Origin of the sequence: Psychrobacillus sp. BL-248-WT-3 (genome assembly GCF_012843435.1) — a bacterium.
GTDB lineage: Bacteria > Bacillota > Bacilli > Bacillales_A > Planococcaceae > Psychrobacillus.
In genome coordinates, this window is record NZ_JABAFC010000002.1 from 101899 (window position 1) to 122922 (window position 21024).

Here is a 21024-nt window from a genome sequence, read left to right on the forward strand (position 1 = left end):
GACGTTATAGTTCACGTCCAGCCCTCTATCCATTAATCAACGAGTTGTACATTATAATCCTTAAACCAAATATGCATTTGAGCCAAATATGCCAACAGCTGAGGACCCGTCATCAATTGACCATACCAAGGAGTTTTAAAAGCTTCTCCATTTGATTCGATTAAAGAGTGAAGGCTGCTTGGTGTAAATAATTCATGTAAAATAGAATTCTTATCTAATAACTGTTCCTTGAGCATAAGCTGTACCTTTGCCGCGTAAATAGGGTTATGTGTTTTTGGATAAGGACTCTTTTTACGATAAAGTACCTCGTTAGGAAGAATTCCCTCTAAAGCCTTGCGAAGTATACCTTTTTCTTGATTTCCAACCATTTTAAAATCCCACGGAATATTCCACGCGTATTCTACAAGTCGGTGGTCAGCAAAGGGAACGCGAACCTCCAAACTTGCTCCCATGCTCATACGGTCTTTACGGTCTAGCAGAGTGGTCATAAACCAAATCATATTCATATAAAAAAGCTCTCTTCGTTCAGCTTCTAAGGAGGATTCTCCAAATAGCTGAGGCGTTTCAGCTGCACTGACGTCATAAGCATTTTGGACATAGTCATCGATGTTCAATTTCTTCTGCCAGCTATCATTTAGCAATGAGTGTCTTTCATGCTTGGAGCGAATCCAAGGAAAGCCTGTTTCTGCATTCCCTATCTTATGGAACCAAGGATAGCCTCCAAAAATTTCATCCGCACATTCTCCAGATAATCCAACGGTAAAATCCTTTTTGATCTCCTTACAAAACCATAAAAGAGAGGAATCGATATCTGCCATTCCAGGTAAATCGCGAACATGGACTGCCTCCGTTAAGAATTGGGCTAAATCATCCTGTGTAATAACAGAAAAGTGGTGGGTAGTATTAAGAGTGCTGGAGACCTTTTGGATGAAAGGAAAATCCTCGCTCGGCTGAAATTCATTTCCCTTGAAATGTACGTTATTGTTTTCATAATCGATGGAATAAGTATGAAGAGCAGGCTTTCCGTCTCTTTTATAAGCATTCGCCGCCACAGCCGAAATAGCACTTGAGTCTATTCCTCCTGAAAGGAATGTACATAAAGGTACATCGGAAACGAGCTGTCTTTCTACTGCATCTGTAAATAAGAATCTTACATTCTCCACCGTGTCCTCTAAGCTATCGGTATGCTCCTTACTTTCCACATTCCAATATCTCCAGATACGTAGACCATTCTTAGAAAAGGTTAAGGCATGTGCGGGACGAAGCTCCATTATCCCTTTATAAACACCAAAGCCAGGGGTACGAGAAGGACCTAGCCCAATAATTTCTGATAAACCAATACGATCGATTTCCGTTGGGACATCTGGATGTGCAAGCAATGATTTTAATTCAGATCCGAAGAGTAACCCTTCATTTCTTTCTGTATAAAACAAAGGCTTTACCCCTAAGCGGTCTCTTGCCATAAAAATCTTTTGTTCTTCTTCGTCCCAAATCGCAAATGCAAAAATCCCATTAAAATAATCAATACACTGTTCCTTCCACTCGATATAAGAGGTTAATAATACCTCTGTATCGGAGTGGCCAGAGAATGAATGCCCTCGACTTAATAATTCTTTTCGAAGCTCCTCTGTATTGTATAGCTCACCATTATAGCAAAGTGTGTAGTTCCTAGATTGATAGCTTTTGCTCATGGGCTGCTTACCACCAATAGGGTCAACCACTGTTAATCTTCGGTGACCAAACGCAGCATGCGCTGTACTCCATACGTTATGGTCATCTGGTCCTCGTTTTTTTAAACACTCTGCCATTTTCTCGACAATAGGGGAATAGCCCCTTAAATCTTTTTTAAAATCAATCCATCCCGTTATCCCACACATATAATTCGCATCCCTTCTTTCACCCCCATAGTATATGCAAAAAAGTACTGTAAAAGTGACGAGAGAAATACACTCCAAATAGTAAAAAGTACCGCGAACATGTAAGGTTCGCGATACTTTCATTTAATATTAGGTTGTTACCTTCAGCATCGTTTTAATCTTTTGAATCATACCACCAGTGCTATACGTAAGAACGCTTCGTTTATAGAAGGAAAGACTAATGACGAATGCGATAATAGAAGTAATAACGAGTATGCCTAAAGCTAACATTGGCTCGAATGCCCCAATGTCTGTTGCACCAATACGTAGTGGCATTACCATCCCGGATGTAAATGGAATATATGAAAATACCTTTACTAGCATAGTGTCCGGACTTTGTGCGCCAAAGATTAACACATAGAATCCAATGATTCCTATAATCGTCATTGGCATAACAGCCTGGCCCGCTTCCTCCACTTTAGAAACCAGTGAGCCTAATAATGCTCCAATGATTAGATTTAATATTATTGTCAGTATTAAAAAGGCAAAAGCATACCCAATGTAAGAGTAGGAAAGCTCCTCAATCATAGGCTGTAGGCTATCCATTTTGGAGCCACCATCAACTGTCATGAAGATGACTGCTAAAACTAGGATCAAAGCTGCAATTTGAGTAATCGCCAAGAGAAATGTCCCAGTCAATTTAGCGATTAAATGAGTAGATGGTTTAACGCTTGCAAGTAGCACTTCTAAAACACGAGAACCCTTTTCAGAAGCTACATCTGTGGTAATCATAGATAAAAATGAAATTAAGAATCCATAAATTAAAGACCCAACAAGCATAGAAGCAACGATTCCTATCGCCTTCTCATCCTCACTCTTACCACCAACCGAGGCTTCATCTAAATTTTTCATAGTGATGACTGTCTCAGATTGCAGGATTTTATCAGCTTCCTCAGCGGATAAATCTAACTGTTGTACCTCATACAATTTCCCTGCATATTGAAGGGTTGAAGATAAGCTAAGCTGATCATTAAATGTGAGTGGTTCATACGTAGCAATCTCAGCACTTAAAGAATTCCCTTCATCTTTTATAAAAATAGCAGCCGCATAGTCTCCATCAATTACTTCCTTTTCTACTTCATTATTAGATTCCGTAGGAAAGGTGAAGGCTAAATCACTATTCGATTGGAATAAAGCATCAATATCGGCATCTGTTTCATTTATCACAGCAATTTCCAATGCTTCACTTTCAAAGAAGGCGGCCTTTATATCTGACCAAAACATCACGATAGAAATTACACCGACATAGATAGCAAGCATGACAATAAATGACTTTGCCTTTATCTTTTCGGTATATAGCTGTTTTACAAGCAACCAGAATTTAGACATTCTTGCCACCTACCTTATCCTTGAAGATTTCATCTAATGACAAGTAATCCAGGCTAAATTTTTCAATATATTTACCATCAAAAATGGAGTCGAAAATCGCTTGAGCATATTTTTCGTCTGCTAGTGTAAGTACATACTGGTCTTTGCCAACATGGACTTGCTTGACGCCTTCCATACTTTCCAGCTTATTCTTAGGTATATCTGTTCGAATGGTTAGTCTTGTCTTCCCGTATTGCTTCTTCAAGTCTAGTAAGCTACCAGCAAACAAAGAGACACCTCGTTTTAATAGACACAAATGGTCACAAAGCTCTTCTACATTTTCCATTTGATGACTAGAAAATAAAATGGTCGTGCCTTTCTCTTTTAGCTCTAAAATAGCTCCCTTTAACAAGTCCTTATTAACTGGATCCAAGCCACTGAAAGGTTCATCTAGAATGAGAAAAGCAGGCTGGTGTATGAAGCTTGCGATTAATTGAACCTTTTGCTGATTACCCTTTGATAAAGTTTCGGCTTTTGCTTTTCTTTTATCCTCTAATTCAAAACGGTCAATCCAATAATCGACTTCTTTTTTTAGTTCCTTTCGGGATTTACCACGAAGCTCACCAAAGAAGTAAAGCTGATCCTCTACTTTCATTGCAGGAAAAATCCCTCTTTCCTCGGGTAAATAGCCAAGAAGGTCTCGGTTAATATTGTTGATATTCGTACCATCCCATGTAATGGTTCCTTCTGTAGTTTCCTGTAAATCTAGTATCATACGAAAAGTTGTTGTTTTACCTGCACCATTTTGGCCGATTAAGCCAAAGATTTCACCTTTTTCGATGGTGAAGGAAAGATGGTCTACTGCAGTAAAATCATGGTAACGCTTGGTTACTTCATTGATTACTAATGCCATACATATTCTCCATTCCTAAGTATTTTTACATAATACTTTATACGTGCAATTACCCTAAACGTTTCAAAAAATTGTGAAACGTTTAGTATAGCCTTCCGTCTAATACATTGATAACAACAAAGGGGACGGTAAAAAATGAAAAAATTACGCTATCTTTATTTAAGCTTTATAGCCATTTGTCTTCTTCTCGCACCTACATTTGTGTTAGCAAAGGAGGGGGAGGATTCCATGAAGTCTAAATTAGAGGGGTTTACCGGAGTGGTTAAAGAAATCACTCATAAAGCGGACAGTGTCATACTTACGGTAGAAACAGAGGAAAAAGAACCAATTGTCACTATTTTTACTATTTCAGATGAGACACTTTTATTTAATAGCGGTACCACGAAGGAAATTAAACAAAAGGATTTTGTTAAAGGACAACGAATAGAAGCCTATTATGACAAAACACAGCCTAGGATTATGATTTATCCTGCCCAAATCACTCCTGAGCTAATAATTGCGCATGATTCCAAAAATGTAGGCTTTGCTAAAGTGGGAATTTTTAATGATCAGTTAACAAGTGAAGACAATCAGCTGAAGCTTAACATTACTAAGGACACGCTTGTGGTTAATAAGCATGGAGAGAGTATTATACAAAAGAATTTTGCAGGTCATGAGCTAATTGTTTTTTACACCTCCACAACTAGAAGTATTCCTGCACAAGCAATACCATCCAAAGTAGTGGTCTTGGATGATGAAGAGCAGAATGCCAGCAACTTTATCAAATTTACAGGAACCGTTAAGGAAGTTACTAAAGATAATAAAGAAGTGACCTTGACTGTAGAGTCAGACAATGACGAGAAATTGGTATCTATGTTTATATTGAACAAAGACGTTATAGCGCTTAACGATGCTTCAACAAAAGAAGTATCGATTGACTCGTTTCAAAAGGGAACTAAAGTGGATGCTTATTATGATAAAAATAAACCAATGATTCTGATCTATCCACCAAGAATCACACCAGATATAATAGTTGCTCATGGAAAAAAGGGTAGCTTAGTAAAGGTGTCAAAATTCAATGAGGATTTTGTGAGCTTAGACAGTGAGCTTCATCTTCAAATCACCGATCAAACCAAATTAATGGACGAAAAGGGTAAGAAAATTAAACAAAAGGATTTAAAGGGTAAGGAGTTAATCGTATTCTATAGCGCTCCTAAGGGAGAACAGAAGCTTATAACTCCTTCTAAAATTATCGCAATAGACTATGTTGAACCTGCTTTAAAGGAGCTCAATCTTCTAATAGAAGATAACCATTTTATCCACAATGGGGTTAAAATGATTCCTTTACGCCAAGTGGCTCAATACTTAGGATATGAGGTCATATCCCATCCAAAACGAAATAGTATGTATTTAAAGCTTGGTAACGGTTCTTTTACCATAACACGTGGTGAGCTGAAATATGGATATAATAAAAGTATAAGGGAATTCCAAGAGGCTCCTGTTTTGCACAACAAGCAAACCTATGTGTCTGAGGATATTTTAGAGTTATTGATACCTGAGTCGTGAACGAAAGCCATCCCTGCTTTTAGAGAGGGATGGCTTTTGTTTAGATAAAATATAGAGGATGGAGAAAAAGTAAATGAATATACATAAAATAGATAGCAATTATCCAATGGAATTATTGCTATTAGCTGATCCCTCAGAGGAATTGGTGGAAGCCTATTTAGATAGAGGGCAATGTTATATAGCGAAAGATAGCGACGAAACAATTGGAGTTTATGTATTGTTATCAGTGGATGACGATACTATAGAGCTCAAAAACATAGCTGTGCATGAGCGATATCAAGGAAGAGGTCTAGGAAAAGAATTGGTACTTCATGCAATTGAAAGATCCATGGAGCTTGGATATAAAATAATAGAGGTAGGTACGGGAAACTCTAGTTTAAACCAGCTTGCGCTCTATCAAAAGTGTGGTTTCCGAATCGTATCTGTGGATAGAGACTTCTTCACTATTCATTATTCGGAAAAAATTGTGGAAAACGGAATTCCGTGTGTGGATATGATACGACTAGAAAAAAGATTATCCACAGGAGGACTATAGAGATTAGAGTTTATATCTACACTCTAGATTTCAAACGGGAGTCATCGTCCCGTTTGAAATCGCATTAAGCTATGCGTTATGTAGAAGCTTTAACACTTTCTTTAACTCGGCAGCTTTAATTTGTCCGGGAGCGGAAGCAGAGAGAACGGAACCAAATGTAGCCGCTGAACCAAAAATCTCTCCAGCCATACGACTAACGATACCTGCCTTAGCCATAGACATCGTAATAATTGGACGGTCTGCATATGTAGAATACATTGTGTAGGTAGCATCCAAAAGGGTAAGAACGTCTGCGGGGCTACTAGGCATCACAGCTATTTTGGGGATATCTGCCCCTAGCTTTTGCATAGTTGTCATTCGTTCTATTATGATTTCTTTGGGAGGTGTTCCTTTAAAATCATGGCTTGACATTACAACAGAAATTTGAAAATCCTTAGCTAAAGCTACTAATTCCTCTACATCCTCCGAAAAAAGCTCTATATCCACTAAATCTATTTCTTTTGTTTGGATGACCTCACGCAAAAGCTGCTTATAATAGGTGCTCTCTATAACAGTAGAACCGCCCTCCTTATGACTTCTAAAGGTAAATAGAAGAGGAATTGGATACAAAAAATTGCGTATATAGGAAAGGGTATCCTTGACCACTTCTAGGTTTTCCACTCCTTGCAACAAATCTACTCTCCACTCCACTATATCTGGAGCGCTTTCTTTAACTAGTGGTAGCTCATTTAAAAGGAAGTCTTTATCTTTTCCTATTAATGGAACAATGACCTTAGGAAGTCCTTCTCCAATGTGAATATCCCGAATAGAAATAATTTTCATAAATATCTCCCATCATGCAACGTTTTACGTTATATTAACATAAAACATTACAAAGGGGATGGAAAAATGAGATTTCAAATCTATGAAAGTGCAGAGAATTTTTACGAGAAGGCAATACCTTTTTTAAAGGAAAATGAGGACAAATTTAGCTTGTTTCTAGGGGTGCTAGAAAGAATACGAGTAGGTGGATATGAAAACCCGCTAATGGCGACTATTGAAGAAGATGGAGAGTTAATTGCTCTTTTTCAAATGACTCCACCACATCCTCTAAATATTATTTTTGTGGATCCAAATAAAATAGAGGCATCCACTGATTTAGGTATAGAAGAAATCATACAACGAGGTATACATATTGATTCTATAATAAGTGTGAAAGATTGGGCTATGCATTTTGCAGAGAAATGGGAAGAAAAAACCGGTCAACCTCACTCTCTATTAATGGACCAGGGGCTATACCGATTAGATCAAGTAGACGATACGTTAGAAGCAAGTCCTGGCTCCTGGAGGCTTGCTAATGACAAAGACGCTCCACTAATCGAATCTTGGCTTAGCCAATTTGAAGGAGATACGGGACTTCCGAGAAGTGCTAAAGAAGATATAGCTCAAAGAGTGGAAGCTATGTTAAATGCTCGTGAGGTTTTTCTTTGGGAGGATGAAGGGGAAATCGTGTCCATGATGAAGAAGGCGAGACCTTCCGCGCATGGGGTGACTGTTTCTATGGTGTTTACTCCAAAAGAGAAACGACGAAAAGGATACGGCAGAACCATGGTGGCAGCCTGCAGCAAGGAGCTATTAAAGGAATATGACTTCTGCGTGCTATATACGGATATGCTAAACCCTACATCGAATAAGATCTATCAAGAAATTGGTTATCAGAAGCTATTAGATTCGGTTCATTTACAGCTTGGCGAAACAAAATAGGGCGTACCTTTAAAAAAATAGCGACTCATATTGACTTTCATATTTTGTTCCTTTAAAATAAGTGAAAATTCATACACAATTCGATGATAAAGAGAGTATTTGAAGAGATAATGTTTAGCGAGTCAGGGGTGGTGAAAGCCTGATACAGGACTTTTCAGAGAAACGCACTTTGGAGAAGCTTTTTGAACTAAGAGTAGAAAAGACCGGGGAAGTCCTCGTTACTAACGTTAAAGCGGTCACAACGTGTGACAACTAGAGTGGTACCACGGGAATTTCAGCTCTCGTCTCTTCATAGAGGCGAGGGCTTTTTATATGGAAGAATTAAATGGGAGGATGACTGTACATGGAATTAGTAAAGCAAATTGCTGCTTTGATTGGTGCCCAACTAGAAGGACTAACAGTAGAGGAAATAGAAAAGCTTTTAGAAACGCCAAAGAACGTAGAACTAGGAGATGTAGCATTTCCTTGTTTTACGCTAGCAAAAATATATAAAAAATCTCCTCAGCTTATTGCCGCTGAATTGGCAAAGCAGCTCAAGGGAGTACTTATTATAAAGGCGGAGTCAGTAGGAGGATATGTGAACCTTTTTTATAATCAGCAAACAGTAGCTAAACTAGTATTAGAGGAAATACTTAAAGATCCAAATCATTACGGCCAGCTGCCAATGAAGAACGAGAAAATTACGATAGATTTCTCCTCACCGAATATCGCTAAGCCCTTTTCTATGGGACATCTACGTTCTACGGTAATAGGAAATGCACTAGCCAATATAGCAGAAAAGAACGGATACAAGACTATTCGTATTAACCATTTAGGAGACTGGGGAACCCAGTTTGGTAAGCTGATTGTTGCTTATAAGCTATGGGGGGATAAAGAAAAAATAGAAGCCTCTCCAATAGAGGAGCTATTGAAAATCTATGTGAAATTCCATGAGGAAGCAGTAAGCGACGAATCGCTGAATGATAAGGCGAGAGCTGCCTTCAAGCATTTGGAGCAGGGGGATGAGGAGGCTAGAGAACTTTGGAAATGGTTCAAGGAAGCCTCTCTTAAAGAATTTCAAGGTATTTATGAATTGTTAGGAATTCAATTTGATTCCCTGGATGGCGAGGCTTTTTATAACGATAAAATGGCAATAGTCGTTAAGGATCTAGAAGAGAGAGGTTTGCTAGTCGAGTCTAGCGGTGCATTAGTAGTGGAGCTCGAGGATATGCCGCCATGCTTGATTCAGAAAACGGATGGAGCAACTCTTTATGCTACGAGAGATTTATCGGCAGCCTTGTATCGCAAAAAAGAATATGATTTTGCAAAGTCATTTTATGTAGTGGGCAACGAGCAATCACTTCATTTTAAACAGTTGTTCAAAGTATTAGATAAGATGGGATATGGTTGGGCAAAAGCATGTCAGCATGTCCCTTTTGGAATGATGCTAAAGGATGGCAAGAAGATGTCGACCCGTAAAGGGAAAGTAGTTTTATTGAAAGGAGTGTTAGAAGAAGCGATTCAAGAGGCAAAAAGAGGTATTGAAGAGAAAAATCCATCTCTTCCTAATAAAGAAGAGGTCGCAAAATCGGTTGGGGTAGGTGCAGTCATCTTCCATGATTTAAAAAATCATCGTATGAATGATGTAGAATTTTCACTAGAACAAATGCTCAACTTCGAAGGGGAAACTGGCCCGTACGTTCAGTATACACATGCAAGAATATGTTCCCTTCTTCAAAAGGGCAATTTTGATGCTAACAATGTAAGCCTGGAAGGGTTAAAGAAAGAGACTTGGCAAACGATTACGACACTTCAACGTTTTCCACAGGTTATTCAGAAATCCTTTGAACAGGTAGATCCGTCTCTTATAGCAAAATACTGCCTAACGCTATCTCGGCACTTTAATAAATATTATGCACATACAAAAATCCTCGTTGATGATGAGACAAAGGTATCCAAACTGACACTTTGTTATGCGGTTGCGATAGTTTTAAAGGAAGGGTTGAACTTACTGGGTATAGAAGCTCCGGAACAGATGTAAAAGAAAAAAGACTGGTCGTGATTCTGCTCACAACCAGTTTTTTGTATAGTTATTTTAAATCAATAATGATGTCTTCCATTTGGAATTGTTTTTGATCGGCGGTTATACTGCCTTTGTATCCCTTATCTTCTTCAATAGGCTCATAATTACGTAATTCTACCTCGGGAGTTATAATAAGCTGAGTAGCCTGAGGATCAACTTTTTCATATATGGCGCCCCATTTAGTCGAGTGCTTATGAACAGAATAACTCCCACTTTGTTCTTCTTGCGAATAACGATTTCCTAAATTATCCTTAACTAATAATTCAACGATAGCGCTATCCCACTTTTCATATAATTTATCAGTGTCAATTTGTTCAAATAGAAGATGAAACGAATTTGGAGATATCGTTAGCTTTTGAAGATGTACTGTAAGGTCATTTTGACTAAGCTTTTTATCTAATTTATAAATATCAATGTCTGCTTTGTTTAAAGTAAAGTTAAATTTCCAATTACCCTCGATGGGCTCGTTATCAGTGGTTCTTCCTGGGCGCAAATAATCTATATTCCATTCTATTGGTAAAGAGGTTTCTTCTTCCTCCATTTTCATAGTGATAATACCTACATACTTATTCTCACTCTCTGATACTTTACTTGCCTCATGACTTCCAGTTTTAGGAGAGCCTTGAAGGTGAGGTATCCCTCTAATTACCAAGGGGTTCCCAAGATCTCTATTGGCCTTGATTGTATACGTCACAATCATAGATTCACCATCGTAAATGGCATCATCAACAGTTACGTTTACCCCATTACTTGTTGCTGTTAAGTTAATCATAGTAGCATTTTCAGCGTAGTCTCCATAAAATTCTCCATTTTTATCTCTGTAATCATAAAAGAATTTATAAATATTACTAATTACTGGAATATTGTCCGCGTAGGCTGTGAAGGAAAGTCCTACTAAAGCAGAGATACTGAGTCCTGCAGCAAGAGAAGCGGCAGCTAAAATCTTTTTTCCTTTCTTTTGTTTAGGAGAGATTTTATTTTTTAATTCTTTTTTTACCTTCGCTCTCTCAAATTCACTAACTTCGATTTCTTCAAATTCATCTAGATCTATATCAATTTCATTAAATTGCTTGTAAAGGTCCTTCATACAAAGCTACCTCCTAGAAGAAATTTTGTAACCTGTCCATTTAGCCTTTTCTTTCCTCGATATATACGATTATCGACAGACGCTTTTGTTTTTCCAAGCTTCTTAGCGATTGCCTCTGTGCTTTCGCCAAGAAAAAAACGCATGATGAAGATTTGTTGGTCGATTGGGTCTAGCTTATGGATTAATTGCATTAGCTCGTTTCGGTTTTCTGTAAGGATTAGACGTTTTTCTATTGAATCAGCTGGCTGAAGCTCCATCTGCTCACTGGAAACCTCCATATTACGAGTTGCTTTTCGGTAGTAATCAATTGCCTTAAATTTAGCAATCACACAGATCCATTTTTTAAAATCAGTTGTGTCTCCATTAAAATCCTTCGCATGATGCCAAATCGATAAAAAGATATCATTAATACATTCATCCATCATCCCAGCATTATTTAAAGGGGAAAGAACCTTGTAGGAAACGCCTTTTATTAACGGTAAGTAATTATCCACAATGTATTCCAGTGCATCTTCTTTTCCAGATTGCAGCCTGTGGATAAAATTAGATTCAGTTGATTTCATCTACAATAGCTCCTTTTGGTAGTTGTAAAAGCTTTTACACTCTATATAACGTCTACGATTTTGATTTTTCTCAAAAATAAAATATTTATTTTAGAGTAACATGAGAAAGTAAAAAAATGGGCATAAAAAAAGGCTGCGTGTTGCACGCAGCGATGGCTTATTGACTATTTTTACTTTGCTGAAGTATTTGTGATTCCCCTGATAACTCCCAGTTCTCTACTGTTTCGTATGCTTGCTCAGGGGTATAGCCTTTACCGACTAGAACCCCCATAAGTATAAATTCTTGTAGGATGTGCTTCGTATTAATGCCTCTTTCCACATCATTTAGACCTTCATTTACAAGGTACTCCGTATATTGAATCCATTGATCTGGAAAGGCAACTGGCTCAGGAGCATTGCTTGTGGTAGTAGATGCAGTGTTTTCAGTTGCTGTCTTCTCAGGGGCATTCATCGCAAAATTCTCCGTTAAAATATAATTATACAATTGGGCGTGCTTCATTTCGTCTGTTAATATCTCAAAGACAATGTCTCTATACTCGCGATAGGGAAGGCCTTCCCGTATGACTCTGTACTTTTCCATTGCTTTTAGCTCACCGAAAAATGCTTTCTTAATACCACTTATATAATCGGCTGGAGGTACGAATTGCTCTTCCGTGGTTATGACAACCTCATTACCAGTTACTGCTTTGTACATTTGTTTGAACCATTGATTATGCTTTACTTCATCGTTTCGAATGGAGGTGATTATTTCAATTTGCTCTTGCGTAGGAGCTAAGGAAATTAAATAATCATAAAAAACTTGATCTTCTTTTTCTCCTTGTACTGCTTCCGCTATTAGTGCTAAGGATTGTTGAAAAGCCTGTTGAGCATACATCTGCTGGTTGTAGTTTTCTGTTTTATTCATACATTTCCCCTTTTGTTATAGTCCTTACCTAGTCTATGAGAAAAGGGGAGAAAGAGTGTTTATAATTTAATTCCAGAAACTGCACGTTTAGCAACAGTTAGTCTGCCGTTGTCAGATGTTAGTCTTACTTGATGAGTCCCTGCACCAAAGACTGTTTTAGAATTACGTTCCCCAAAAATATCTACTTTGCCCCAATCGACTTTTGCAGAGATAGATACATCTGAAGGGTCGGATTCTGTTTCAATCATGATACTTCCGTTGTCAGTTTTAAGATCAATCATTCGATCAATGCTAGTTGTTAACAGTTCAATTCGGCCGTTGTCCGTTTTCCCCAGGATATCCCCATTTACATATTGCATGGTGATGCGGCCATTGTCAGTTTCTGCATGAACTTTCTCAGTATCCACATTGCGCAATTCGATTCGCCCATTGTCGGTTGTTGTCGTTAGCTTGTCACTCTGCACTCGGTCTAGCTCAATCCGTCCATTGTCTGTTTTAACTTCCATTAAGGTAGAAGCTATTTCTTGAAGTAAAATAGACCCGTTGTCGGAATTGACCTTTACAATTTTGCCAAGTAATTTCTCTGCTCGAATACGACCGTGATCAGACTTCATAGTGATAGTTGAATAGAGCTTTTTTGGTAGTGCGACATTTACTTTCAATTCCTTGACTTGAAAAATAAAAGTAAAGAAGCTCATTTTTTTAGACTTCAACTTAACAGAAAGTGTATCACCAATCACTTCAGCCACGAATGAAAGCTTTTCACTTTCTCCAATTAACTCAACGATTGTTTCATCTGTCTCAGATGGAAACAGATTTAGAGCTCCATAGTCTAGATCTATTAACACATTAGTAAACGTAGAGTCCGGAATACGTATCAACTTATCGCTTGTAAATGTTTTAGGCTGGGACTTTACCGGAACATAGTTTTCAAGAAGCTCCTGTGCAATCTGCTTTGGAGAGCCAAGTGAAGAAGAAATATCAATATCGGTTTTCCCATCCTCTCGTGCATTAGAGAAATACTCTCGAATATCCGATACTATTTCGTTACGCTCGTCAGCTGTCATTTGATGTAATGCAAGTTCCAATTCCTTAATAAATTGTTGCTCATTCATTTTTTACACCCTCTTCGATTAGATTATTCACACCATCCGTAAAGCTTTTCCATTCCTTTAATTGCTCGTGAAGATATGTTCTACCGAGATCCGTCAGCTTATAATATTTACGTGGGGGACCTTCCGTTGATTCCTGTAAATAAGTTGTGAAGTAGCCTTCCTTTGTTAATCGTCTAAGGAGTGGATAAACTGAGCCCTCAGAAATCGAGATTTGATCTGATATTTTTTGTACAAGTTCGTAGCCATATCGATCCTGCTTATCCAATAAGACAAGCACGCACAGATTTAGTACACCCTTTTTAAATTGTATGTTCATTTTTCTTCACTCCCTTCGCTACTATTTAATAAACAGTACCGTTGGAAGTAATATACCATATACTATTATACAATGCAAGGTACTGGATAAAATAATGTGTGGTAGGGTACATTTTTTGATTTATGGGCGATTCTGAGACCGTAATGGGACACTTTCTATAAGCTTATGGGCGATTCTGGCCGGTTAATGGGTCACTTTCACCAAGGTAATGGGCGAATACGCTAGGAGAAGGGGCGAATTAACGATTTATGGATGTATATATAGATTTACTGGCAAATTTGGCGGATTAATAGATCACTCTCTCCATGGTAGTTAATAGGCGCGGATGCACTACAAGTAGGGTAGCTTCTATAATTTAGTAATGCTACCCAGCAGTACGGTATAATAGAAGAATAATATTTTATAGCTTAGGAAGGGCAGTGGAAAGAATGTTTAAATGGCAAGGGGCGGCTGGTATTTGTTTCAATGAGCGAAATGAAGTGTTAATGGTTTTACAGGCAGCACCGGGAGAGGATAAGCTGTGGACAGTTCCTTCAGGGACGGTGGAGGAAGGGGAAACCTTTGAAGAATGCTGTGTCCGAGAATTTTGGGAGGAGACAGGCTTAACTGTTCGTCCAATTGAAATGATACATAAAAAAAGTGGAGTATTAAGTGATTATGGTATCTCGTATTATGTAGAGTACTTTATAGTAGAATTTATAAGTGGAGAATTAACGATTCATGATCCAGATGAATTTATCCATGAGATTGCTTGGAAGTCATTTGACGAAATGAAGAACTTGCCACTAGCTTATCCGGATGATATCCACATAATAGAAAAACTTTTAAAAAACTAGAAGGCTAGCCTTCTAGTTTTTAGTATATTCTACAATAGCATCACGTAAAAATTGCGCCGCACCTGGTTGCACCTTATCGTAATAAGCTTTAAAGCGTTCGTCTGCTACATACATTTCAGCTAGGCCTGCATGCGCTTCCGTTGAATATTTTGGCCAATGAAAACTTATCCACTGTTTATGCAGTTCTGCTGTCTTTTGCCCGGGTTTACTTGTTGGGTCACCAGCAGCAATCGCTTCTTTTAAGCTATCTAATACCTCTTGCTCTAATTTTACAACCTCCTCATATTGTTCTTTGGTCATGTTTTTTAGCCTAGCATAGGATTGGTCTACAGCATCATTCCCATAATTGTTTCGAATTTCCTCACCATACATATCCTCATTGTTGTCCACAAGCTCTTGTTTAAATCCTTCAAATTTTTCTTTGTCTGTCATTTTAATACCCCTTTCATATTCTTGAATCGATTTATCCACATTATTTATTAACAAATCTAGCTGAGCTCTTTTTTGAATTAGTTTTTCCTTATGCTCCTTTAAAGCAACAGTACTGTCGAATCCTGGTGAAATGAGGATTTCTTTTATTTGTCCCAAGCTTATCCCCAACTCTCGGTAAAACAATATTTGTTGAAGGCGATTTACCTCCGCTGATCCGTACATTCTATAACCTGCTTCGCTTAGGCTTGCTGGTTTTAATAAATCAATTTCATCGTAGTAGCGAATAGTTCGAGTACTAATTCCAGCAAGTTCTCCAAGCTTCTGAATTGTATATATCATTACTTCACCTCCTGATATATGTAGTGTAAAGGTTTACGTAGCGTGAAGGTCAAGACTTAATAAGAACTTTTTTTCATAAACCTTCTTGACCGCACTTTACGAAAAGTATTTTCTATCTTATCTTTGAACAAAGGGGGGTTATTATAAATGACTACAATAGCGTTTATTAGACACGGTGTGACAGCTTGGAATAAAGAAGGACGAGCGCAGGGTAAAACGGATGTGCCGTTAGATGAAGAAGGAATTTTAATGGCAGAGCGAGTTGCCGAGCGGATGGGAAAAGAGCAGTGGGATGTAATGTATACTAGTCCACTAATTAGAGCAAAGCGTACAGCTGAGATTATAGCAAAAAAGCAACCTGAGACAAATGTTAATATAGATATCCGTTTAGGAGAAATTGGAGGAGGTCTTGTAGAGGGAACTACTGAGCAAGAACGAGTAGATAAGTGGGGTCTAAATTGGAGAGAGCAGGATATGGGCTTCGAGAAGGAAGAAGTCATTATCGCTAGAGGGATGTCCTTTATCGAGGATATACAAAAGGCGCATCCAGGTAAGAAAATCATAGTTGTTAGTCATGGGGGCTTTCTTGCTAGAGTTTTAAATGCACTTATACCATGTGGAGATTTCTCAAATGATATTGGAAATACCTCAGTTACCATCGTTGAGTTAAAAGACGAGAAAAACCATTGCCACCTATTTAACTGCATGAAGCATTTAGAAATGAGGGAGGTATGATGGAAAAGGACGCTTCCTATTATATTGAGCATTTAGGCTTAGAGCCACATGCAGAGGGTGGATACTTTCATTCAACCTTTTCCTCTGACAATACAATAAGTGCAAATGGATCAGATAGAAAGCTATACACAAGTATATACTTTTTACTTGGGGAAAAAGATATCTCTCATTTACATCGTTTGAAATCAGATGAACTTTGGTATTTTCATGGGGGCGATCCTTTAACCGTCCATGTAATTGATCAAGAAGGAAGTTACCATGAATACAAGCTTGGATTAGATATAGTGAATGGTGAAGTCCCACAATTAATTGTGCCTGGAAAATCCATCTTTGGTTCATCGGTTTCAGAAGGGGGAGCATTTTCTTTAGTTGGGTGTATGGTTGCACCGGGCTTTGAATATGAAGACTTTGAACTATTCACACAGGATGAGCTGCTAAAGAAATATCCTGAGCATGCTTCAGTCATTTATAAGCTTGCATACAAAAGTATTCCAAATACGTATTAGTTATGAAACGTAATGAACTATTAGAGAAATGAAATATAAAACAAGCTTAAACCGTATTTTTAAGCTTGTTTTATCTTCAAAACGTTGCACCTACTGTCACCATAGAGAGTTTTTGCTTATTGACGCACAATGGGCATGGAACAACATCTGAATGACCCGCCTGACTTAATAATTTCGGAAAAGTCTACCTCCAACACTTCGTATCCGTGTTTTCTCATTTGGTCGTTCACGCCACGGTTTACAGGTAAACTCAGTACTCGATTTTGACCAATCGACAATACATTGGTCCCCATAGAGAACTGTTCCTGTTCGCTCACTTCTATCAAATGATACATGCTTGATAAATGCTCCACCGTTTCCTGATCGAGCGCATCTGGAAATATTAATGCATCTTTTGAGGAAAGAATATTGAATACACAATCTAAGTGCAAATACTTTGGGTTAAAAGGGATGGGGATAATTTCAAAATCAGGTAATTCACTTTGGAGATTTTGAATAGCATTCTGACTTGTGCGATGACTAATCCCTATAAATACACGTTTTCCGTCAACAATTACATCGCCACCTTCAATCGAATGATTGGAGAGTTTCTTATATGTTATATCATGTTCCTTCATCCACTCGGCAAGCACCTTCTCTTCACCTTGACGAATGGGATTCGCCATTTCAGAAATAAAGAGATGATTGCCCAAAGTAAAACCAATATCTCTAGTGAAGACTTGTTCAGGATGGTCTTTACTTGGTTTTAGTTTAATTACCTCGATTCCTGCATCCCTTAAAGTTTGTTCAAATTGCTTATGCTGGGACAGGGCAAGAGATCGGTCAATATTATCATTTATATATTGTTTTTGAACATCATTAATCACTTCTTTAATTTCCATATATTGAGGTTCACATAAGAATACCTTTTTTAGTGAGCCATATTCACTTTGACAATTTATTTGTGTTATATCTTCTATCATCTTCACTATAATTCATCCTCCAGTTTATTCATTCACCCTTTATATTCCCCAAATCAGTATTTTATAACCTATTGGTAAAATTTATTTGTTGTTTCAGGAAATCGAGTAAGGGGTAAAGACCCATAAAGATTTGTGCGAACAAGATAGTGGAGGAGATTATATGATTACGAAGGAACAAGCGTTATTAACAAAGGAAGACTTTAAAACTAGAACAGACTTGCCGAGTTGGCTGTATAAGGAATACGAAACATTTCACAATACGGTAACTGATAAAACATTCCCGTGTTTTTTTGGAATGAGTGGCGAACTGAAAGGCGAGCTCCGCTATGCTTATATTAGTCAAGATGACTGGAGTAACTTACCTTATGCAGTAGCAGATTTTCTGGACTTATTTAAATTACCAAACTATAAGAGACATGGTCTTTTTGTATTTGTTGAGCCTTTTGAACAAGAAGGTTCTATTGATGATTACCGAAAGCAATTTTGGGATATCCTTCAGTATTTACATGAGGTCGATGAGGTGGAATGGCCGGAAGATAGTCCTCGTGACCCGGACCACTATTTATGGGATTTTCGATTTAATGGAGAGCCAATATTCGTATTCGGAAATGCACCTGCCTATAAGAAGCGCAAGACACGACACTTAGGAAACGCAATGGTGCTAGGATTCCAACCACGGAAAATATTCGAGGGGTTAGAAGGAACGGAAAAAGGTGGAATTATGTCACGTGAGAAAGTTCGTAAACGTGTAGAAGCATGGGACCAGCTCCCTAAGCATCCAGATATCGGTCACTTCGGTGATCCAACTCATAATGAATGGAAACAATCCTTTATAGGTGATGACATTGAGCCGATTCAAGGTAAATGTCCATTTCACCATAAATCGCAAGCTTAAGTCCCCTTTTTAGGGGATTTTTTTGTTGTTTAGGAAATTAAAAAGTTCTGAACCTGTGGGTAAATTGATGTCTAGCTTCATCGCCTTGCCCCTCGGGGTCAAATGGATAAAAGCTACTCCTGCGCAAGCTCGTCGCAAACAAGAGCGTTTGCGGTGGCTGAGGAACTGCCTCCTCGCTTTTCTCCATTTGCCTGTCGGGGCAGACATAGGCGCTTGCGCTTTTCTTGATTAATGAAGGACGGTAAAGGAGATATGCATATCTTCCCCTAAATATTTATAAATAATAACGAGAAAAAAGGTATAGTGCCTATACTAATTGAAATACAATAAGGTAGACGAGTGTTCGGAGGCCTTAAATATGACAAAAAAAATTGCGGTAATCTTAGTGGTAATATTTTTCTTTACTATAATAGAAGCAGTTTTAACAACGAATAAAGAGGAAGAGCCGAAAGAGTTTATAAAGAAAGAGGAAACAGCAACCGGAGGGCAGGCAGTTGTCTCTCTCGTTTTTGAGTTAGCAGAAAAAAGGCAGGTTATAAATGTTCCGTTTATCGTTGGCGAGACCGATACGGAACAATTGTACGAGCTATGGGGAGTACCTGATGAAAGCAGTAACCTCTCCAATGATATTTATGATACTTATCTAACTCGTTACGCAACGATTGGACATCATTCGGGAACAGTTTTTGACGTTAGAACTAATTCCTCATATATACAGGAAGTTCAGTTAAAGGACATCCATTCAGTTGCAGGTGAGCCAGACATGATACGAAGCTACCAGGATGAGGGGAAAGAAGAAACTATCCTAGTTTATGAAGTAGCTCCAAATATACAATTAAAGTGGATTTTACCGAAGCCAACAGAAAGTGTTCCTAATCCCAATGTTCATCATATTTCAGTATACACAGATTTAAAAGAGGCAAGCTCCCCAGTGAAAACTTCTTCAGTAGACCGAATGACCTTAGAAGAAAAAATTGGTCAAATGATTTTTGGAGGAATTGATGGAGTGGAATTATCGGAGGAAGGTAGGAGAATGGTTAGGGAGGATAAGGTTGGTGGTGTTATCCTTTTTAAAGATAACTTAGTGAATGCAAACCAAATCGTAACCTTACTGAATTCCTTAAAGGCTGAGAATCAGGAAGAAGACCCTCCACTTTTTTTAGGGGTAGATCAAGAGGGAGGACGAGTGACTAGGATTCCGGAACTTAATGATTTACCAACGAACAAACAAATTGGTCAAAAAAATAATTTAGATTTAGCAAAACAATTAGGGGTTATATTAGGTAGGCAACTAAATGCATATGGATTTAATCTAGACTTTGCTCCTGTAATGGACATAGATAGTAACCCTGACAATCCCATTATTGGCGATCGTTCTTTTGGAAGTAATCCTAAAGTGGTAAGTGAGTTTGGAATTTCAACTATGAAGGGTTTACAAAGTCAAAATGTTATCTCGGTTATTAAGCATTTCCCTGGTCATGGTGATACAGAAGTTGATTCGCATGTTGAGCTACCAATAGTAAATAAGGATTTAAAGGAACTTGAAGAGTTAGAGTTAATTCCCTTTGAAAATGCTATTAAAAGCGGAGCTGATGTTGTAATGATTGGTCATATTCTTTTGCCTAAGATAGATGAGAATATGCCTTCTTCTATCTCTAAAAAGATTATTACAGATATACTGCGTGATCATTTACAGTATGAAGGAGTCATCATGACGGATGATATGACAATGAAGGCTATTTTAAATCATCATGAAATAGGAGAGGCAGCAGTAGAAGCTATAAAGGCTGGCAATGATATTGTATTAATCGCTCATGACTATGAAAAGGTAGATAGAGCAATTGAAGCTATTCTAGAAGCAGTAGAAGATGGAGAGATAAAAGAGGAGCAGATCAATAAAAGTGTGGAACGCATTCTTTTATTAAAAGAAAGGTATGAACTGAGCAACAATCAACTTTCTTCTATTAATATAGAAGAATTAAATACGTTAACGAAAGAATTCACAAACAATATTCTGAAATAATAAAGCTACCTATTTAATAGGAAGAAAAATTTTAGAACGAATTAAAATAATAAATTATAAAACGAGAAATCAGCAATTTGATTTCTCGTTTTTCAATTTAAAGCTAGCTGATATCCTGTAAGAAATTTCTCCATTCTAGCTGTTTGAAAGAGGAGGCTGCGACACCTGGCAATCAGTTCGATCTGTACCCAGGAAGGGGAAATAGAAGCCATTCTCTAGGAAAGTACCTGCTTTAAAGCAAGCAATTGCATGTATTTGAAATGGAGCTCGAAAACTTTAGCTAGGTCGT

The 21024-nt window shown here is 37.9% G+C and carries 20 protein-coding genes and 1 other annotated feature; of the genes, 9 read left to right on the forward strand and 11 right to left on the reverse strand.

All coding sequences use genetic code 11. From position 1 onward, the window contains the following. Positions 1 to 32 precede the first annotated feature (32 nt). The 3 genes from asnB to HF876_RS02305 all read right to left on the reverse strand — a co-directional run bounded on the left by asnB (position 33) and on the right by HF876_RS02305 (position 4137). On the reverse strand, positions 33 to 1877 hold the full coding sequence (gene asnB, locus HF876_RS02295; RefSeq protein WP_169358431.1) for an asparagine synthase (glutamine-hydrolyzing): 1845 nt from the start codon (positions 1875 to 1877) through the stop codon (positions 33 to 35). 129 nt (positions 1878 to 2006) lie between these two features. Next, positions 2007 to 3245 carry an ABC transporter permease gene (locus HF876_RS02300; RefSeq protein WP_169358432.1) on the reverse strand — a complete coding sequence of 413 codons (1239 nt, stop codon included), beginning with the start codon at positions 3243 to 3245 and terminating at the stop codon, positions 2007 to 2009. Beyond that, on the reverse strand, positions 3238 to 4137 hold the full coding sequence (locus HF876_RS02305) for an ABC transporter ATP-binding protein (protein ID WP_169358433.1): 900 nt from the start codon (positions 4135 to 4137) through the stop codon (positions 3238 to 3240). Before HF876_RS02305 ends, HF876_RS02300 begins: the two co-directional genes overlap by 8 nt. 228 nt (positions 4138 to 4365) lie before the next feature. Here HF876_RS02305 and HF876_RS02310 point away from each other — a divergent pair, with 228 nt between their 5' ends. Together HF876_RS02310 and HF876_RS02315 are read left to right on the forward strand one after the other, a co-directional pair. Continuing rightward, complete coding sequence (locus HF876_RS02310; protein WP_169358434.1) at positions 4366 to 5682, forward strand: stalk domain-containing protein; 1317 nt, start codon at positions 4366 to 4368, stop codon at positions 5680 to 5682. Between the two features lie 73 nt (positions 5683 to 5755). Next, positions 5756 to 6217, forward strand: coding sequence for a GNAT family N-acetyltransferase (locus HF876_RS02315; protein ID WP_169358435.1), 462 nt, complete (start codon positions 5756 to 5758; stop codon positions 6215 to 6217). A 69-nt stretch (positions 6218 to 6286) separates the two neighbouring features. Here HF876_RS02315 and aroD read toward each other — a convergent pair whose 3' ends face one another. Continuing rightward, positions 6287 to 7039 carry a type I 3-dehydroquinate dehydratase gene (aroD, locus tag HF876_RS02320; RefSeq protein ID WP_169358436.1) on the reverse strand — a complete coding sequence of 251 codons (753 nt, stop codon included), beginning with the start codon at positions 7037 to 7039 and terminating at the stop codon, positions 6287 to 6289. A 66-nt stretch (positions 7040 to 7105) separates the two neighbouring features. Here aroD and HF876_RS02325 point away from each other — a divergent pair, with 66 nt between their 5' ends. Beyond that, complete coding sequence (locus tag HF876_RS02325; protein ID WP_169358437.1) at positions 7106 to 7960, forward strand: GNAT family N-acetyltransferase; 855 nt, start codon at positions 7106 to 7108, stop codon at positions 7958 to 7960. A 74-nt stretch (positions 7961 to 8034) separates the two neighbouring features. Next, positions 8035 to 8252: a binding site (T-box leader), on the forward strand. A 51-nt stretch (positions 8253 to 8303) separates the two neighbouring features. Then, on the forward strand, positions 8304 to 9980 hold the full coding sequence (gene argS / locus HF876_RS02330) for an arginine--tRNA ligase (protein ID WP_169358438.1): 1677 nt from the start codon (positions 8304 to 8306) through the stop codon (positions 9978 to 9980). 49 nt (positions 9981 to 10029) lie between these two features. Here argS and HF876_RS02335 read toward each other — a convergent pair whose 3' ends face one another. The 5 genes from HF876_RS02335 to HF876_RS02355 all read right to left on the reverse strand — a co-directional run bounded on the left by HF876_RS02335 (position 10030) and on the right by HF876_RS02355 (position 14007). After that, complete coding sequence (locus tag HF876_RS02335; protein ID WP_169358439.1) at positions 10030 to 11109, reverse strand: DUF4179 domain-containing protein; 1080 nt, start codon at positions 11107 to 11109, stop codon at positions 10030 to 10032. Beyond that, the gene (locus HF876_RS02340; RefSeq protein ID WP_169358440.1) at positions 11106 to 11672 is read right to left on the reverse strand and encodes a sigma-70 family RNA polymerase sigma factor; all 567 of its coding nucleotides are present in this window, start codon (positions 11670 to 11672) and stop codon (positions 11106 to 11108) included. The genes HF876_RS02335 and HF876_RS02340 overlap by 4 nt, the downstream gene beginning before the upstream one ends. 157 nt (positions 11673 to 11829) lie before the next feature. Continuing rightward, complete coding sequence (locus HF876_RS18835) at positions 11830 to 12576, reverse strand: ferritin-like domain-containing protein (RefSeq protein WP_169358441.1); 747 nt, start codon at positions 12574 to 12576, stop codon at positions 11830 to 11832. 59 nt (positions 12577 to 12635) lie between these two features. Beyond that, positions 12636 to 13691: a DUF4097 family beta strand repeat-containing protein gene (locus HF876_RS02350; protein WP_169358442.1), complete on the reverse strand. Its 1056-nt coding sequence runs from the start codon at positions 13689 to 13691 to the stop codon at positions 12636 to 12638. Next, positions 13684 to 14007 carry a PadR family transcriptional regulator gene (locus tag HF876_RS02355; protein ID WP_169358443.1) on the reverse strand — a complete coding sequence of 108 codons (324 nt, stop codon included), beginning with the start codon at positions 14005 to 14007 and terminating at the stop codon, positions 13684 to 13686. The genes HF876_RS02350 and HF876_RS02355 overlap by 8 nt, the downstream gene beginning before the upstream one ends. A gap of 428 nt (positions 14008 to 14435) precedes the next feature. Between HF876_RS02355 and HF876_RS02360 the strand changes: the two genes are divergently transcribed. Continuing rightward, positions 14436 to 14843 carry an NUDIX hydrolase gene (locus HF876_RS02360; RefSeq protein WP_169358444.1) on the forward strand — a complete coding sequence of 136 codons (408 nt, stop codon included), beginning with the start codon at positions 14436 to 14438 and terminating at the stop codon, positions 14841 to 14843. 12 nt (positions 14844 to 14855) lie between these two features. Here the strand turns inward: HF876_RS02360 and HF876_RS02365 are convergent, their stop codons facing one another. Beyond that, on the reverse strand, positions 14856 to 15614 hold the full coding sequence (locus tag HF876_RS02365) for a MerR family transcriptional regulator (RefSeq protein WP_169358445.1): 759 nt from the start codon (positions 15612 to 15614) through the stop codon (positions 14856 to 14858). A 147-nt stretch (positions 15615 to 15761) separates the two neighbouring features. Here HF876_RS02365 and HF876_RS02370 point away from each other — a divergent pair, with 147 nt between their 5' ends. Then, complete coding sequence (locus tag HF876_RS02370; RefSeq protein ID WP_169358446.1) at positions 15762 to 16349, forward strand: histidine phosphatase family protein; 588 nt, start codon at positions 15762 to 15764, stop codon at positions 16347 to 16349. After that, on the forward strand, positions 16346 to 16855 hold the full coding sequence (locus tag HF876_RS02375) for a cupin domain-containing protein (protein WP_240949588.1): 510 nt from the start codon (positions 16346 to 16348) through the stop codon (positions 16853 to 16855). The genes HF876_RS02370 and HF876_RS02375 overlap by 4 nt, the downstream gene beginning before the upstream one ends. A 116-nt stretch (positions 16856 to 16971) precedes the next feature. Here HF876_RS02375 and HF876_RS02380 read toward each other — a convergent pair whose 3' ends face one another. Beyond that, on the reverse strand, positions 16972 to 17817 hold the full coding sequence (locus HF876_RS02380) for a dimethylarginine dimethylaminohydrolase family protein (RefSeq protein WP_205963979.1): 846 nt from the start codon (positions 17815 to 17817) through the stop codon (positions 16972 to 16974). A gap of 160 nt (positions 17818 to 17977) precedes the next feature. On the opposite strand from HF876_RS02380, the gene HF876_RS02385 reads away from it, so the two are divergent. Both HF876_RS02385 and nagZ read left to right on the forward strand, forming a co-directional pair. After that, positions 17978 to 18712 carry a YqcI/YcgG family protein gene (locus HF876_RS02385; RefSeq protein WP_169358447.1) on the forward strand — a complete coding sequence of 245 codons (735 nt, stop codon included), beginning with the start codon at positions 17978 to 17980 and terminating at the stop codon, positions 18710 to 18712. Between the two features lie 358 nt (positions 18713 to 19070). Next, on the forward strand, positions 19071 to 20735 hold the full coding sequence (gene nagZ / locus HF876_RS02390) for a beta-N-acetylhexosaminidase (protein WP_169358448.1): 1665 nt from the start codon (positions 19071 to 19073) through the stop codon (positions 20733 to 20735). Positions 20736 to 21024: the final 289 nt, after the last annotated feature.